This window comes from Enterobacter sp. fkY84-1, assembly GCF_052974705.1.
On record NZ_CP169393.1, the window covers coordinates 3,957,909 to 3,973,108 of the forward strand.

Consider the following 15,200-nt stretch of genomic DNA (forward strand, 5'->3'; position numbering starts at 1 on the left):
GGTTTAATGCGCCCCGTTGCCCGGATAGCTCAGTCGGTAGAGCAGGGGATTGAAAATCCCCGTGTCCTTGGTTCGATTCCGAGTCCGGGCACCACTATTTAGAAAACCCGCCCTCGTGGCGGGTTTTTGCTTTTGAATTCCTGACAACTTTAGGGATCGTTCCCACCTGCGCCCAGCAGTTTGTTTTTGAAGATAAACAAACACGCCTCGTTGAAGTTCTCCGCCCCCAGCCGTTCCGAGAGCGCCATTCGTTTGCGATAGAGACTTTTCACCGACGTATTCAGCTCGCCTGCAATCTCCTCCATTGACATCCCTGCTCTCAGCAACCGCAACATGATCGTTTCATGCGTGCTCAGCCGTAAATTCAGCAGCCACTTCGTGGTCAGGCGACGGCCCTTCATATTGAGCACCAGGTTAAACAGCGAGGCCATGTCCGGCGCCGTCAGCGACGTATTCATTAACAGCTTCATACTGAGCAGATTCTCCTCGCGATGGCGCATATCAAGCATAACGCAGCAAATCGTTTTTTTCGTTCTGGCCGGATGGCGTATCAGGTAATCATATAAACGGAGCGGCGCACGACTATCAATCAATACAGAATATTCATCTGCACCGTTATCAAATATGTTTCTGTCAATCGAATCGAGCAGGATAATATCCGGAAAAAATATCCGCATCCCCCTGACAAGGTAGCGATCCTGAGTCACTAACACTATTGAAGTTGCCACTAACCATCCCTTTTAGATTAAAGCAAGAACGATCCTGCGAAAAGAAGACCGCCTTCGTTTTATAGCGCTGTTATATTAACGATAGATGTATTCTGGCTTTAGACATCCCTCAATACACACATTGATGAGTAAGACTTCCTGTAGACTATCATTCAATGTCTGTCTTTAATTATAAATAAAAAACAATCGCAGAAAAGTCACTTCTCTAAACATTAAGAATTTTTGTCATGAAACTTCCCAAACATGCACCAGAAAGTACTTTAATTGAGGCTAGCAAGCGTCATTAAAAATATATACAAAACTGTCACAATAAAAATAAAATCATTATATTTCAACGAATTACAATTAATCACTCAATTCAAAATAAACACAAAAATCTGCTCATTACAGAATTATCTCAAAACGACACAGCCGCTTTTCAGCATATTTATCGGGCAACATATCGGGTGTACATTACCTCCCATCCAGTCCACTAAGATGAGGCGCCATAATTACCTTTAAGTAAGTACCCCTTAACGTTACTGCATTCAGATTTAATGTTCTCATTTATGGCCTTTAACGCAGAGTTAAAAGGCAGCCGTGTTATGCAATGGATTCATGATAAACAAATGGCAAATAGATATGGAAAGATCGCTTCGCTTCAGTACATTATTCTTTTATCGCACCCCAACATTATTGTCTCTGTTATTACTCTTTCCTGTTCTGGTTCAGGCGACGGAATCCGTTTATGAGCAACAGATTCAACAGGCGCGTAACGGTAATTACACGTCGTTTCTCGATTATCTTCAGCGTTATCAGCAGCAGCATGCCCTGACGCCTGAGCACGTTGCGGACTGGTTACAGGTGGCTGCCTGGGCAGGTCATGATGACGAGGTTATTCAGGTCTGGCAGCGCTACAGCATTTATATGCCGCTGCCCGCCCGCGGCGTTGCGGCTGTCGCACAGGCCAGGAGAAATCAGAAAGCGTGGGAGCCCGCTCTGGCGCTCTGGAAAGAAGCGCGCAGCCTTGCGCCGGATAACGACGATTATCGTATCGGCTATATCAAAACCCTGGCCGATGCCCGTAAAGATACGCTTGCCCTTCAGGAGGCCCGACGGCTGGTGGCGGAGGCCCCCTCGCAGGCGCATCTTCAGACGCTGGCATACGTCTGGCTACGCCAGGGAAAAAGCTGGGATCGGCTTTTAGCCGACACGCGCGCGCTGTATATCGCGCCAGAAAATCACGCGCTTCTCCGCGAGCGGGTCGACGCACTAACGGATAACCGGGTCAATACCCCCGCGCTCCTGCTTTCACAAAAGGTGGCGCTAGCCCCCGCGGAGCGTCGTCGTCTTGAGCTGAATGCCGCCGCCGAAAGCGTTCGCCTTGCAGACGTGCCGGGCAGAACAGAAAAGGAGCGCCTGCAGCTTGCGCAATCCGCGCTGAATCGTTACGACGCGCTGCTGTCTCGCTGGCAGAGCGAGCCGCAGGCCGCGGAAGACGTCGTGCTTGCGCGTATCGACCGGCTCGGCGCGCTGTATGCCCATGCCGATTACCCGCGGGTCATAAGCGAATATCAGGATCTGACGGCAGCCCGGCATCCGGTGCCGGGCTGGGCAATCGGCTGGGTGATCTCCGCATATCTGCAGGAGAAAAACGCTGCCGCCGCCTTCGCGCTTCTGCAACGCTATCCGCAATACGCATCTGACCCGCAGGACGAAGAGCACGCGCTTTTCTACGCCTGGCTGGATACGGGAGAGTATCCGTCCGCCCGCCGGTATGCAGAGCGCCACACCCGCAACGTTCCCTGGACCCGTTACGATTTCGGTTCCCCTACCCCTCAACCGAACGATCGGTGGCTTACCGGTCAGTCGCTCCGTTTTAACTATTTGCTGGCGACGAATGCCCTGCCGGAAGCCGAAAAGCTGGCGCGACGTCTGGCAGCAACCGCGCCGGGCAATCAGGGATTGCAGATTGACTACGCCACCCTGCTGCAGGCGCGAGGCCTGCCGCGCGCGGCGGAGCAAACGCTGAAAATGGCGGAGGCGCTGGAGCCCTCGAATCTGGAGCTTGAGCAGCAGCAGGCTTACGTCGCCATGGATCTGCAGGAGTGGCGGCAGATGGATTTACTGGCCGACGACGTCATTGCCCGCGCGCCGCGCGATCGCAGCGCAAGGCGTCTGGACAGGCTCCGCACCGTCCACCATATGTCCGAGCTGCGCCTCAACGCGAGCAAGGGTTTGCATTCCGATAACCCTGTCAGTGGGACGCACGACCTCAACTGGGACGCCACGCTCTATGGCCCGCCCATAGCGGATAACTGGCGGCTGTTTGCCGGCACCCGCTATGCAGAGGGCAATTTCGATGAAGGCAAAGGCTCCAGCCGTCACCTGTTGGGCGGCATCGAATGGCGGCCACGCGATCTCCAGCTCGAAGCCGAGCTCTCAAGCAACCGCTATCACGGGGCGAACAAGCCGGGCGCTCGCCTCTCAACGACGTACAGCCTCACCGATAGCTGGCAGGTCAGCGGCAGCCTTGAGCGCCTGTCGCGCACCACGCCCCTACGAGCGTTACGCAACGGGATCAGCGCCAACCGGGGGGAAGGCGGCATGCGCTGGTATCAAAACGAGCGCCGTGAGTATCAGTTCAGCGCCGCCCTCAGCCGCTTCTCGGATCATAACCGCCGACAGGAATACACCCTCACGGGCAAGGAGCGTCTCTGGCAGACCCCGTCCCTGACGCTGGATCTCGAACCGGGGATCGCCGCCAGCAAAAACAGCCTGCGGGACACCCTCTATTACAACCCGGCACGGGATCTTTCCGTGACGGCCGCCCTGGCCGTAGACCATGAGATGTATCGCCATTACGACACCCTCTGGAGCCAGCAGTTCGTTGCGGGAGGCGGCCGCTACTGGCAGAAAAATCAGTCCGCTGGCGCCATCGCTCTGCTGGGTTACGGACAACGCGTTCAGTGGAACAACGTCATGGACGCCGGCGTGATGCTGAACTGGGACAAGCGCCCTTACGACGGCAAACGCGAGAGCAACCTCTCCGTCACGTTTGATGCGACTTTACGCTTTTAAGGATGATGATAATGAACACACGTTTTTCCGCGAGCCTGATACTCATCGGCTGGCTCTGCCTCAGCGCGAGCGTCTGCGCGCAGGCACTCTCGTTTATTGCGCCCAGCGCGCGGCCACAGCTGGAGGCGAGCAAACCCTGGCCGCAGAACCAGTTTCTGGTGCTGGCCTACCACGACGTCGAAGACGATGCCGCCGATCAGCGCTACCTCTCCGTGCGCACCAGCGCGCTAAACGAGCAGATCGGCTGGCTGCTGCACAACGGTTATCACGTCATCAGCGTGCAGGACATTCTGGATGCCCATGACGGAAAAAAAACGCTGCCGCCCAAAGCCGTTCTGCTCAGCTTTGACGACGGCTACAGCAGCTTTTACACCCGCGTCTGGCCACTGCTTCAGGCGTGGAACGTCCCTGCGCTCTGGGCGCCGGTGGGCAGCTGGGTGGATACGCCGGAAAATCAAAAAGTTAACTTCGGCGGTCTGATGACGCCCCGCGATCGCTTCGCGACGTGGGATATGGTGCGCGAGCTCAGCCGGTCTCCGCTGATTGAGATCGGGTCGCACACCTGGGCCTCGCATTACGGCATTGTTGCCAACCCGCAGGGCAGCCGCGAACCCGCCATCGCCAACCGCTTTTACGATAAAGCGACGGGCCGCTATGAAACCGATCGGCAGTTCAGCCAGCGGATCGGCGATGACGTTCGCAAAGTGACTGAAAAAATCACGCAGGTGACGGGCAAGGCGCCGCGCGCCTGGGTCTGGCCCTATGGAGCCGCCAACGGCACGTCGCTCGCCATCGCCAGACAGCAGGGTTATCAGCTGGCCTTTACCCTTGAGGACGGGCTGGGGAACGTGCAGGAGCTGGGGAACATCCCCCGTCTGCTGATCGCCGGCAATCCCTCGCTCAAGGCGTTTGCCAGTACGGTCAGCCAGGTTCAGGAGCGCGAACCCGTGCGCGTCATGCACGTCGATCTCGACTACGTTTACGATCCCGATCCGGCCCAGCAGACGCAAAATATCAACAGGCTGATCCAGCGGGTCTACGACATGAAAATCAGCCATGTTTTCCTGCAGGCGTTTGCCGACCCGCAGGGCGACGGCAGGATCAGGGCGCTCTATTTCCCCAACCGCCAGCTGCCGGTCCGGGCCGATCTTTTTAATTTTGTCTCCTGGCAGCTGCAAACCCGGGCGAGCGTGAAAGTCTTCGCGTGGATGCCGGTGCTCTCGTTCGATCTCGATCCTGCCCTGCCGCGCGTGCAGCGTCGGGACCGCTCGTCAGGCCAGCGACGCGAAGCCACCGATCCCTATATTCGGCTCTCCCCGTGGGACCCGCAGGTGCGCCAGCAGGTGACGGATCTCTATGAAGATCTGGCCCGCTATGCCAGCTTCAACGGGATCTTGTTCCATGACGATGCGGTGCTGACCGACGTGGACGATGGCCCTCAGAGCACAACACGTCAGAAAAGCCAGACGCTTATCGGGTTTACCCACGCCCTGAGCCTCGCGGTGAAGCATATCCGTGGCCCGCAGATAAAAACCGCGCGCAACATGTTCGCCTTGCCCATTCTGCAGCCCGAAAGCGAAGCGTGGTTCGCGCAGAATCTTGATGACTTTCTGGCGGAGTATGACTGGACGGTGCCGATGGCTATGCCGCTGATGGAGTCCGTCCCGGCAGACGAGAGCGATGCCTGGCTGACGCGTCTGGTTAACGCGGTCGCCGCGCGCCCCGGCGCGCTCGATAAAACCATTTTCGAGCTGCAGGCCCGGGACTGGGAGCGGAAACCGCAGCGCGCCGTTTCCGACAGCCAGCTGGCACAGTGGATGCGCGTGCTCCAGCTGAACGGCGTCAAAAACTACGGCTACTACCCCGACGATTTCATCAACAACCAACCTGATATCTCACGCATCAGGCCTGTATTTTCTTCGTACTGGTACCCTGACAATGACTGATCGCATTATCGCCTTTTCTATTTTATGTCTGGTATTCGGGTTGCCGTTAGGCGTGGCCGCCCTCTTTACCGGCGAGCTGATTCTGGATTTTGTGTTCTTCTGGCCGCTGTTCATGTCGGTGCTCTGGATAACCGGCGGCCTCTATTTCTGGTTTCAGCTTGAACGCCACTGGTCGTGGGATAAAGAGACGCCCGCCCCGACGCTCGCCGGTGAGCCGCTCATCTCCATTCTTATCCCCTGCTTCAACGAGGGACGAAATGCCCGGGAGACCATCAGCGCCGCGCTGGATCAGCGGTATGAAAATATCGAAGTTATCGCCATCAACGACGGCTCGTCTGACAACACCGCGCAGGTGCTGCAGGCGCTGGCGCAGGAGCAGCCGCGCCTGCGGGTGATTAATCTTGCGGAAAACCAGGGGAAAGCGCTGGCGCTCAAAGCCGGTGCAGCGGCGGCCCGGGGCGATCTGCTGGTCTGCATTGACGGCGACGCCCTGCTCGACCGCGATACGGCAGCGTATCTGGTAGCCCCGCTGATTCAGTATCCCCACGTCGGGGCGGTCACCGGGAATCCGCGTATCCGCACGCGCTCCACGCTGATTGGCCGCATTCAGGTGGGCGAGTTCTCATCGATTATCGGGCTCATCAAGCGGACGCAGCGGATCTATGGCCGGGTCTTTACCGTCTCCGGCGTCATCGCCGCCTTTCGCCGACAGGCGCTGGCGGACGTCGGGTACTGGAGCCCGGACATGATCACCGAAGACATCGACATCAGCTGGAAGCTGCAGCTGCGCCACTGGGATATCTTTTTCGAGCCGCGGGCGCTGTGCTGGATCCTGATGCCGGAGACGCTGAAGGGCCTGTGGAAACAGCGTCTGCGCTGGGCCCAGGGCGGTGCGGAGGTGTTTCTGGTCAACCTTCGCAGGATTGTGCGCTGGGAGCATCACCGCATGTGGCCCCTGTTTCTTGAGTATGCCCTGTCAACGCTGTGGGCCTTCGCCTACGCCATGACGGTGCTGTTATTTATCCTCAGCCATATCACGCCGATTCCCGCCAGGCTGACCGTGGAGAGCCTCTTTCCACCGGAGTTTACCGGGCTGCTGCTGGGCGTGATGTGCCTGCTGCAGTTCCTGGTCAGCCTGTTCATCGAGCGGCGCTATGAACGGAAGGTGGCCAGCTCGCTTTTCTGGGTGATCTGGTTCCCGATGGTGTACTGGATGATCGGCCTGTTCACCACCCTCGTCGCGTTTCCAAAAGTCATGCTTAAACGCCAGCGCGCCCGCGCGCGCTGGATCAGTCCGGACCGGGGAAAAGGACGCATTTAATGAACGAAAATACCTTAATTCTGACCGAACATCGGCTGTTGCCACGTCTTTTCGATGCCGCGTTAACGCTGGTGGCGTGGGGAGGCTTTCTGTTTTTCCTGTATGCCCGGCTCTGGATGCAGCTCACCGAGGAGAGCGACCACCGCTGGAGCGTGATTATTGCGTCCTTTAATACGGTGTTGCTCTACCTGCTGTTCGCCGCGCTCAACGGCTGGCTGCTGATTTTGTGGTATCAGTACAATCGCCGTCGGGCCCACGCGAGGCGGCGTCAGCCGGGCTATTTTCACCAGGAGGAGCTGGCCCGCAGCTTTAATGTCTCACCGCAGATCATCTCTGAGATGAGCCAGTACAACCTGCTGACGGTCTATCATGACCAGATTGGCCGCATCATCGATCTGAAGATCAACGGGCAGGAAGAGGAAGAACAGTAACGAAAAGCCCCCGCAGGATGCCCTGCGGGGGCTTTTTTATTGCGGGTAAGAGCTACTTATCTTTAACCACGATCAGCGGCTCAATATCGCTCTCTTTCTTCACCACCAGCGAGTCATCGCCGCGCAGGCAGGTCCCACCGTAGTTCCCGCCCACGGTAAAGGTACAGACCTGTATGTACTTGCCGTCGACCTTCGGCAGGCACCACAGCTGCTGGTAGATGTTTTTGCGGTCAACAAACTTGCCGCTGGATTTATCCAGCAGTTCGTCCTGGGCGCTGATCAGATCGATATTACTGCCGCAGCGTCCGGCAATCGGCTTAACGGCGTATCCGGTCTGCTTCAGCAGATCGTTGACCTCAAAATCGGTGTCGAGCAGGTAGCGGTGGTTCGGGAACAGTTGCCACAGCACCGGGAGAATCGCCTTGTTGCCGGGAATAACGGTCCACAGGGGTTCAAAGACCAGCACCTCCGGGCGCAGCAGGACGTCAATCAGGCGCACTTCGCCTTCAGGATGTCCGGTGCGGATCGGCACCGCAGCGTATTCGGTTTCGCTGACCTCGCGGATCTGCTCAATCGCCGTCTCCCACGCCCAGGTTTTCCACACGCAGTTGACGTGGCGGCCTTCGTCGTCAATTAGCTGTCCGGCGGCATCCCAGCTGAGCGCCCCCAGCCCGTGGAGGATTTTGGTCTCGAACCCGGCCTGCAGCAGAGAACGCTGGATAAAGAGCGCGTGATAGTCCTCTTCGACATCGTTGTCCTGCATGATGTGGACGAACGGCCGGGCGTGGCTGTGCTTCCAGGCGCCGGTTAGCTCTTCCAGCAGGCCTTCTGCCGGGTTATGCCCGTTGCCGCGATAGCCGTTTTTCACCCACTCCTCAAGGATAAGCCCTCCCTCGGTATGGCAGGAGGCGGAGTCGGCGTTGTACTCGTAGACCTTGATGCCGCGCTCATCCATGCAGAAATCCATACGACCGGTGATCATATGGTGACGACGCCACTGCCAGGAGAGGCGCAGGCGCGGCCAGAGGATTTTCGGGATGTCGAAAAGCGCCAGCAGGCTATCGTCTTTCAGCACCTTGTCCGTCGCGTGCAGGTACATCAGGTGCAGCTCGTTGGTGGCTTTGATCAGCTCCTGCTCGGCGCTTTCGGTAATGGTGAAGTACTGGCAGGGATCTTTGTTGATCACGTGACCGTTGGCGCGAATATACGCCTGCTGCAGCGCGTCATTTTCGTTGAGCCATTTCCCGTCGAACTGACGTGTGTTTTTCAGCCGCGCGCCGCTGATTTTCAGCAGTTCGCCGTCGATTTCCGGCTGCGAAATGCTGTGTTCTGTGTCGTCGGTCTGGATCATCCAGCCGAGAATTTCCGTGTCGCTGAAGGTGTCGTGGAGGGTGTAACACCCGTTCTCCACGCTCAGGCGCAGCTCGCGCGTCCACTGCTGCCCGAGCGGCAGCGGGGAGTGAATCACGTTCTGCTCGGCGATACGCACCTTATCGTCCAGAAGCTGAGTGATCACCGCCACGTGGCCGGTCTCGTGAAACTCGCCGCCCTTTTGCCAGATCAGCAGCGCTCCGGCGCGCGGCGCGCGTTTTGAGCCGTTGGCAAAAGCCTGAAGGGGCAGAATGTTATCGTTCACCACCTGACGCAAAAAGCGCAGAGAGAAAATTTCCCACGCCATACCGACGTCGGTAAACACAAAGCCATAGTTGAGGAACAGGAAACGGCGGGCAAACTCAACGCACTGCCACTTGTGGCCCATGTATTCGTTGCCGATATAGCTGCGGAAATCCGCATCTTCCGGATAGTTTCGCGGGTCCAGACTGCCGTAATTTGAAGAGTAAATCGCCACGCCACCGGGCGCATAGCCTAACAATGTCCCGAATGGCGCATCACTGCTTAACGTTCCTTTACGCATGTATCCAACCTAAAACAGGCAGGCGGCAATTTTTATGGGTTGTCGTCGTCTGCACGTTGTAATTAACCTGACAGAGGAGCGTTTATCATACACCTGCGTGGTAAATAATTCGCCTTACCCGGCCGACAAAACACAAAACCCTTTAGGTCGGGTAAGCGAAGCGCCACCCGACACGTTTAAGGCTCACATCTTAAACAGCCAGCACGCCGCGAAATGCCCTGGCGCGATCTCCTGCATGGCAGGCTCCTGCGTCTGGCAAACCGGCACGGCGTGCGGGCAGCGGCTGCAGAACTTACAGCCCGGCAGCGCGGACGTTGGTCCCGGAATTTCGCCGCGCAGGGTGGCGTCTTCGAGGTTGCGAATGCGCGGGTCGGGCTGGGGAACCGCCGCCAGCAGCGCGCGGGTATAAGGGTGCGCCGGACGCTGATACAGCTCATTCGCCGGGGCCACCTCCACCAGTTTGCCGAGGTACATCACCCCAATGCGGCTGGAGATATGGCGCACCATCGAGAGATCGTGGGCGATGAACAGATAGGTCAGCCCCAGCTCCTGCTGAAGATCCTGCAGAATATTCACCACCTGCGCCTGCACCGAGACGTCCAGCGCCGAGAGCGGCTCATCGCACAGCACAAATTCGGGACGCACGGACAACGCGCGGGCAATACTGATGCGCTGGCGCTGCCCGCCGCTGAACTCATGCGGAAACCGCTCAAGGTGTTCCTGCTTAAGCCCCACTTTGTAGAGCAGCGTTTCCGTTCGTTCGCGCTGTTCTTCACGGCTGTAGCCGTGGATCTGCATCGGCTCGGCCACCAGCTGTCGCACCGTCATACCGGGGTTGAGCGAGGAGTAAGGATCCTGAAAAATCGCCTGCATCCGCTTACGCAGCGGCTTGAGCTCTTTTTCGCGGGCGTGGGCAATCGCCTGTCCGGCAAAGTGGATCTCGCCCGCGGTGATATCGAAAAGGCGCAGGATGGCGCGCCCGAGGGTGGATTTCCCGCAGCCGGATTCCCCCACCAGGCCAAACGTCTCGCCGGGCTGGATATCAAAGCTCACGCCATCAACCGCCTTCACCGCCGCGCCTTTACGCAGCAAATCGCCGTTAAGCGCATAGTGTTTGCGCAGATCGCGCACGCTTACTAAAGGGGCCTGTTGTTCACTCATGCCTGAATCTCCTTATCGGCCCATAGCCAGCAGGCGGCGCGATGGCCTTCACCCATGGCGTAAAAAGCGGGCTGCCGTTCACACTGGGGCATGCGTTTCGGGCAGCGTTCGGCGAACGGACAGCCCGGCGGCGGGTTAAGCAGACCAGGCGGCGCGCCTTCAATGGGTGATAAACGTTGATTGACCTCATCCGGGCGCGGCAGCGAGGCCAGCAGCCCCTGGGTGTAAGGATGCGCAGGGCGATAAAAAATGTCTTCCACGCTCCCCTCCTCCATCACCAGCCCGCCGTACATCACCACCACGCGGCTGCAGACCTGCGCCACCACGCCGAGATCGTGGGTGATCAGCAGAATCGCGGTTTGGGTCTGCTGTTGCAGGCTTTTCAGCAGTCGCAGGATCTGCGCCTGAATGGTGACGTCCAGCGCGGTGGTCGGCTCATCGGCAATAAGCAGCTTCGGGTTGCAGGAGAGCGCAATGGCGATCATCACCCGCTGGCGCATCCCGCCGCTGAACTCGTGGGGATACTGGTCGTATCGGCGTTCCGCCTCGGCAATCCCCACCTGTTCCAGCATGGCGATCGCCGCCGCTTTGGCCGCTTTTTTGGTGAGTCCTTTGTTGCGCATCAGGATCTCTGCCATCTGTTTACCGATGGTCAGCACCGGGTTCAGGGCGGTCATCGGATCCTGAAAAATCATCGCGATCTCGTTGCCGCGAATGGCGCGCATCTGCGCGGGCGTTTTCTGCGCCAGATCGTCATTCTGGAAGCGAATGCTGCCGCCGGTTATCCGTCCGTTGCTCCCCAGAAGCTGAATGATCGACTTACAGGTGACGCTTTTCCCGCAGCCCGACTCGCCGACGATGCCGACAAGTTCCCCCGGCTGCACCTGAAAGCTCACGCCGCGCACCGCGTGAACCTCGCCCTCGCGGGCGCGGAAGGTGGTTTGCAGGTTCTCAAGCGCTAATAAGCTACTCATCGCGATTCGCTCCTGGCTCAAAGGCGGTACGGAACACATCGCCCAGCACGTTAAAGCTGAACACCGTCAGCAGGATAAGAATGCCGGGGAACATCGCCAGCCACGACGATTCGCCAATATAAGACTGGGCGTTGTTGAGCATGCTTCCCCACGACGCCGCCGGTGCCTGTACGCCCAGCCCTAAGAAGCTGAGCGTTGACTCCATCAGAATGGCCGAGGCGATATTCAGCGTGGCGGCCACGATAATGGTCGGCAGCACGCCGGGAATGATGTGGCGCACGATAATGCGCAGCGGGTGTTCCCCCGATGCGCGGGCATAAAGAACATACTCGCGCTCTTTCACCGACAGGGTTTCTGCGCGCACCAGCCGCGACATGTTCATCCACGTCAGCAGGCTGATAATCAGAATGATGTTATCCACGCCCGGCTTGAGGTAAGCATTGACTACAAGCAGCAGGAAGAAGGCCGGAATGGCCATCAGGATATCCACGGCACGCATCATCAGGTTGTCCAGCCAGCCGCCAAAGTAGCCGCTCACCGTTCCCACCACCGTGCCGATAAGCGTGGAAAAGAGCATGGCGAGAAAACCGACCATCAGGGAGATCTGCCCGCCATACAGCGCGCGGGTGAAGTAGTCGCGCCCGTACTCGTCGGTGCCGAACCAGTGTGCGGCATCCGGCGGCAGCGTGCGTGCGCCGAGCGCCATCCGATCCGGATCGTACGGACTCAAGCCCGCACAGAGCGCGGCGACAACGAAAATAAAAAGCACAAACAGGGAGAACTGCGCCGGACGGTTGCGGCGCAGCTGGTGACGAACCTGCTGCCAGCGTCTGCTCATCCGGGTTACCTCAGCGTACGAATGCGGGGATCGGCGAAGCGATAAAGCAGATCGGCGATCAGGTTACCGACGATCAGCATCATCGACGAGAGCATGATGATCGCCATGATCAGCGGGTAGTCCAGCGAAGCGATCGACTGGATCCCGAGCAGCCCCATCCCCGGCCAGGAGAAGACGCTTTCCGTCACGTAGGCCCCCACAATCAGCTCACCGAACGACAGCCCAAACAGGGTGATCACCGGCAGCAGCACGTTTTTCAGCACGTGGCGGAACAGAATGCTGGAACGCGTGGCGCCGTAAGCCAGCTGGGTCTGCACGTAGTCGGCCGAGAGCTGCGAGATGGTGTTGGAGCGGATGTAGCGCACGTAGCTGGAGAGGTTGTAGAACGTGAGGGCAATACACGGCAGCACGCCGTGGCGCAGCACGTCCAGCGCATTATCCTCCATGCCGATGGTGCGCATCCCCATGCTGGGGAACCAGTTAAGCTGCACGGCAAAAACGGTGATGAGCAAAATGCCGAACCAGAAAATCGGCACCGAGATGCCGATATAGGCGAACAGGTTCAGGAGATGATCCAGCCAGCGGTGCTTAAATGCCCCCGCCAGCAGGCCCAGCGGGATCGCCAGCACGATCGCCAGCAGCAGCGACGCGCCCATCAGCCCCAGCGTGGCCGGAATGCGTTCGCCGATCATCTCGAGCACCGGACGGTGGTAGATCAGCGAATAGCCGAGATCGCCCTGCAGGACGTTTTTCAGCCACAGGACGTACTGCGTGACCAGGGGCTTATCCAGCCCCAGGCTCTGGCGAATACGTTCGATATCTTCCGGAGCCATACGCGGCGTGATGTACGCCGCCACCGGATCGCCGGGCGCGAGCTTGACCAGCAAAAACGCCACCAGCGAAATGAAGAAAAGCATCGGCAGCAGCTGCAGCAGCCGACGCGTGAGGAGTGTGTTCACGACGTGCCCTTACCAAGGCCCCGATCCGACGGCCGGGGCAATCGCTTATTTCTGATAGATTTTTGACAAATCCTGGAACAGATAGACCGGCTTCGGCTCCGCTTCCTGGGTGCCGCCGAAGCGCTTGTCCACCGCGACGGTCGCATTGGTATAGGCGATCGGATAGTACGTCATGTCGTTCGCCACGGTCTGCTGAATTTGCTTGTAGATATCGGCACGTTTCGCGGCGTCGGTTTCCACGGCGCCTTTATCCCACAGGGCATCAAACTGCGGATTTTTGTAGTGCGCGTAGTTATAGGCTTCGTTGCTCATGAACAGCGATTTGTAGCCGTCCGGCTCTGAGCCCATGATGTAGCCGCCCAGGTTCAGCTCCCACGCGGTGTTGTTCATATCGAGGCTGCGCTGGGACATGGCGTTGGAGTCCAGCGGCATCAGCTCCACGTTCACCCCAATGCCCTTCAGCGCCTGCTGAATGTAGAGCGCCATGCTCTCCTGGGTTTTGTTGGTATTCACATACGCCAGGCGCAGCTTGAGGTTGTCCGGCGCGCCGGACGCTTTAAGCCGCTCTTTAGCTTTTTGCAGGTCGAATGTGTATTGCTCGACGTCATCCGTCTTGTAAAGCGTATCGGGCGTCAGGAAGGACGTCGCGGGTTTGGCGTAGTCCAGCGAGGTAAAGGCGGTCTGGGTCAGCTCGTCTTTGTTGATGGCGTACGCAATGGCCTGACGCAGTGCTTTGCTCTTCATTACCGGCACGTTCTGGTTGAACGTCATATAGGCCAGACGGCCTTCCGGATAGACCACGAAGTCAAACTTACCGGTATTTTTCAGGCGGTTCACATCCTGCGGGTCAACCATCTTGAGGTTGATTTCACCGTTTTGCAGCGCAAGGTTGGCGGCGTTACTGTCTTTGGCGAAACGGTAGGTCACCGAATCTAGCTTCGCTTTGCCGTTCCAGTAATCGTCAAAACGGGTCAGGGCATAATATTGTCCGGCGCGGTACTCTTTAAATTTGAACGGCCCGGAGCCGACCGGTGCATCGTTTTTGCTGCTCTTTTCCAGGTCGCCTTCGCCGGCGAACACGTGCTGCGGGATCGGGTAGATCTGTACCAGCGTGCCGGTAAAGGCCGCGCTGACCTGCGGTAAGGTGAACTTAACGGTGCGGTCGTCAACCTTGCTTACCTGTACCGGCTTATCGCCGTAGGTGAACATGCTGCGGAAGAAGCTGTGCTGTTTGGCATCCAGCAGCTTGTTGAACGTAAAGACCACGTCGTCCGCCGTCAGCGGCTGGCCGTCCTGCCATTTCAGGTTGGGTTTTAACGTCAGGGTGTAGCTGAGGTTGTCGGCAGAGGGCGTCAGGCTTTCCGCCAGGCCCCATTCGATCTTACCGTTGTTGAAGCTATAGAGGGGAGCATACAACGCTTGCATGATCGTCAACGTGGTACGGTCGCTGGCGTAGAGCGGATTTAAAGCTAACGGGTCGCCGGAGGTAATACCGATAATCAGCGAACCGCCCGCTTTTGGCGCATCGCTTTTTGCCGCTGAGGGCGTATTTGTCTCTTTATTTTTCGCATCATCACAGCCCGCCAGGCCTAACGCGAGCGAAACAACCACTGCCGATAACAGAAGCTTGCGCATCTCACTAACTCCTTGCCTTATAAAGTGTTTATGACTGCATCTTTTATTTATGTTGAAGCATCATATGCAGCTTTATCCGTTTACGCATTAATTATGAAAATGCGATTTTCGATTAAGCTTATACCTGATTTGATATATATAAGCGCCGGAAGGAATAGCGGCAGATCGATTACGCTCAGTTCGTTAAACGCTTCACAAATCTCCTGCTACACTGCCTCAACACATCACAAAA

General features: G+C 57.8%; 11 protein-coding genes and 1 tRNA gene. 5 read left to right on the forward strand and 7 right to left on the reverse strand.

All coding sequences use genetic code 11. From position 1 onward, the window contains the following. Window positions 1–18: 18 nt before the first annotated feature. A tRNA-Phe gene (locus tag ACEPLT_RS18880) sits at window positions 19–94 on the forward strand. Between the two features lie 55 nt (window positions 95–149). On the opposite strand, the gene ACEPLT_RS18885 is transcribed toward ACEPLT_RS18880, so the two are convergent. Beyond that, complete coding sequence (locus ACEPLT_RS18885; protein ID WP_248248949.1) at window positions 150–677, reverse strand: LuxR C-terminal-related transcriptional regulator; 528 nt, start codon at window positions 675–677, stop codon at window positions 150–152. A 672-nt stretch (window positions 678–1,349) separates the two neighbouring features. On the opposite strand from ACEPLT_RS18885, the gene pgaA reads away from it, so the two are divergent. The 4 genes from pgaA to pgaD are packed head-to-tail and all read left to right on the forward strand — an operon-like array spanning window position 1,350 to window position 7,486. Continuing rightward, window positions 1,350–3,788: a poly-beta-1,6 N-acetyl-D-glucosamine export porin PgaA gene (gene pgaA, locus ACEPLT_RS18890; protein ID WP_447088305.1), complete on the forward strand. Its 2,439-nt coding sequence runs from the start codon at window positions 1,350–1,352 to the stop codon at window positions 3,786–3,788. A 2-nt stretch (window positions 3,789–3,790) separates the two neighbouring features. After that, complete coding sequence (pgaB, locus tag ACEPLT_RS18895; protein WP_232927435.1) at window positions 3,791–5,734, forward strand: poly-beta-1,6-N-acetyl-D-glucosamine N-deacetylase PgaB; 1,944 nt, start codon at window positions 3,791–3,793, stop codon at window positions 5,732–5,734. Then, window positions 5,727–7,055: a poly-beta-1,6-N-acetyl-D-glucosamine synthase gene (gene pgaC, locus ACEPLT_RS18900; RefSeq protein WP_032675489.1), complete on the forward strand. Its 1,329-nt coding sequence runs from the start codon at window positions 5,727–5,729 to the stop codon at window positions 7,053–7,055. Before pgaB ends, pgaC begins: the two co-directional genes overlap by 8 nt. Next, complete coding sequence (gene pgaD / locus ACEPLT_RS18905) at window positions 7,055–7,486, forward strand: poly-beta-1,6-N-acetyl-D-glucosamine biosynthesis protein PgaD (protein ID WP_008499789.1); 432 nt, start codon at window positions 7,055–7,057, stop codon at window positions 7,484–7,486. The genes pgaC and pgaD overlap by 1 nt, the downstream gene beginning before the upstream one ends. A 52-nt stretch (window positions 7,487–7,538) precedes the next feature. Here pgaD and gss read toward each other — a convergent pair whose 3' ends face one another. The 6 genes from gss to ACEPLT_RS18935 form a co-directional block, all read right to left on the reverse strand. Beyond that, window positions 7,539–9,401, reverse strand: a complete 1,863-nt coding sequence (gene gss, locus ACEPLT_RS18910; RefSeq protein ID WP_232927436.1) for a bifunctional glutathionylspermidine amidase/synthase — start codon at window positions 9,399–9,401, stop codon at window positions 7,539–7,541. Between the two features lie 183 nt (window positions 9,402–9,584). Then, complete coding sequence (locus tag ACEPLT_RS18915; RefSeq protein WP_232927437.1) at window positions 9,585–10,562, reverse strand: ABC transporter ATP-binding protein; 978 nt, start codon at window positions 10,560–10,562, stop codon at window positions 9,585–9,587. After that, window positions 10,559–11,536, reverse strand: coding sequence for an ABC transporter ATP-binding protein (locus ACEPLT_RS18920; protein ID WP_232927438.1), 978 nt, complete (start codon window positions 11,534–11,536; stop codon window positions 10,559–10,561). The genes ACEPLT_RS18915 and ACEPLT_RS18920 overlap by 4 nt, the downstream gene beginning before the upstream one ends. Continuing rightward, window positions 11,529–12,374, reverse strand: a complete 846-nt coding sequence (locus ACEPLT_RS18925) for an ABC transporter permease (RefSeq protein ID WP_447088306.1) — start codon at window positions 12,372–12,374, stop codon at window positions 11,529–11,531. The genes ACEPLT_RS18920 and ACEPLT_RS18925 overlap by 8 nt, the downstream gene beginning before the upstream one ends. 5 nt (window positions 12,375–12,379) lie before the next feature. Continuing rightward, a complete protein-coding gene (locus tag ACEPLT_RS18930; RefSeq protein ID WP_008499794.1) occupies window positions 12,380–13,333 on the reverse strand; it encodes an ABC transporter permease in 954 nt (317 codons plus the stop codon). 45 nt (window positions 13,334–13,378) lie between these two features. Further along, window positions 13,379–14,968, reverse strand: a complete 1,590-nt coding sequence (locus tag ACEPLT_RS18935; RefSeq protein WP_232927439.1) for an ABC transporter substrate-binding protein — start codon at window positions 14,966–14,968, stop codon at window positions 13,379–13,381. Between the last annotated feature and the right edge of the window lie 232 nt (window positions 14,969–15,200).

What these genes read in the sequence shown, in the direction of transcription:
- ACEPLT_RS18915 (WP_232927437.1), bottom strand. Translation starts at nt 10,562, where the DNA reads ATGAGTGAACAACAGGCCCCTTTAGTAAGCGTGCGCGATCTGCGCAAA.
- pgaB (WP_232927435.1), top strand. Translation starts at nt 3,791, where the DNA reads ATGATGATAATGAACACACGTTTTTCCGCGAGCCTGATACTCATCGGC.
- pgaA (WP_447088305.1), top strand. Translation starts at nt 1,350, where the DNA reads ATGGAAAGATCGCTTCGCTTCAGTACATTATTCTTTTATCGCACCCCA.
- pgaC (WP_032675489.1), top strand. Translation starts at nt 5,727, where the DNA reads ATGACTGATCGCATTATCGCCTTTTCTATTTTATGTCTGGTATTCGGG.
- ACEPLT_RS18925 (WP_447088306.1), bottom strand. Translation starts at nt 12,374, where the DNA reads ATGAGCAGACGCTGGCAGCAGGTTCGTCACCAGCTGCGCCGCAACCGT.
- ACEPLT_RS18885 (WP_248248949.1), bottom strand. Translation starts at nt 677, where the DNA reads ATGCGGATATTTTTTCCGGATATTATCCTGCTCGATTCGATTGACAGA.
- ACEPLT_RS18920 (WP_232927438.1), bottom strand. Translation starts at nt 11,536, where the DNA reads ATGAGTAGCTTATTAGCGCTTGAGAACCTGCAAACCACCTTCCGCGCC.
- gss (WP_232927436.1), bottom strand. Translation starts at nt 9,401, where the DNA reads ATGCGTAAAGGAACGTTAAGCAGTGATGCGCCATTCGGGACATTGTTA.
- pgaD (WP_008499789.1), top strand. Translation starts at nt 7,055, where the DNA reads ATGAACGAAAATACCTTAATTCTGACCGAACATCGGCTGTTGCCACGT.
- ACEPLT_RS18935 (WP_232927439.1), bottom strand. Translation starts at nt 14,968, where the DNA reads ATGCGCAAGCTTCTGTTATCGGCAGTGGTTGTTTCGCTCGCGTTAGGC.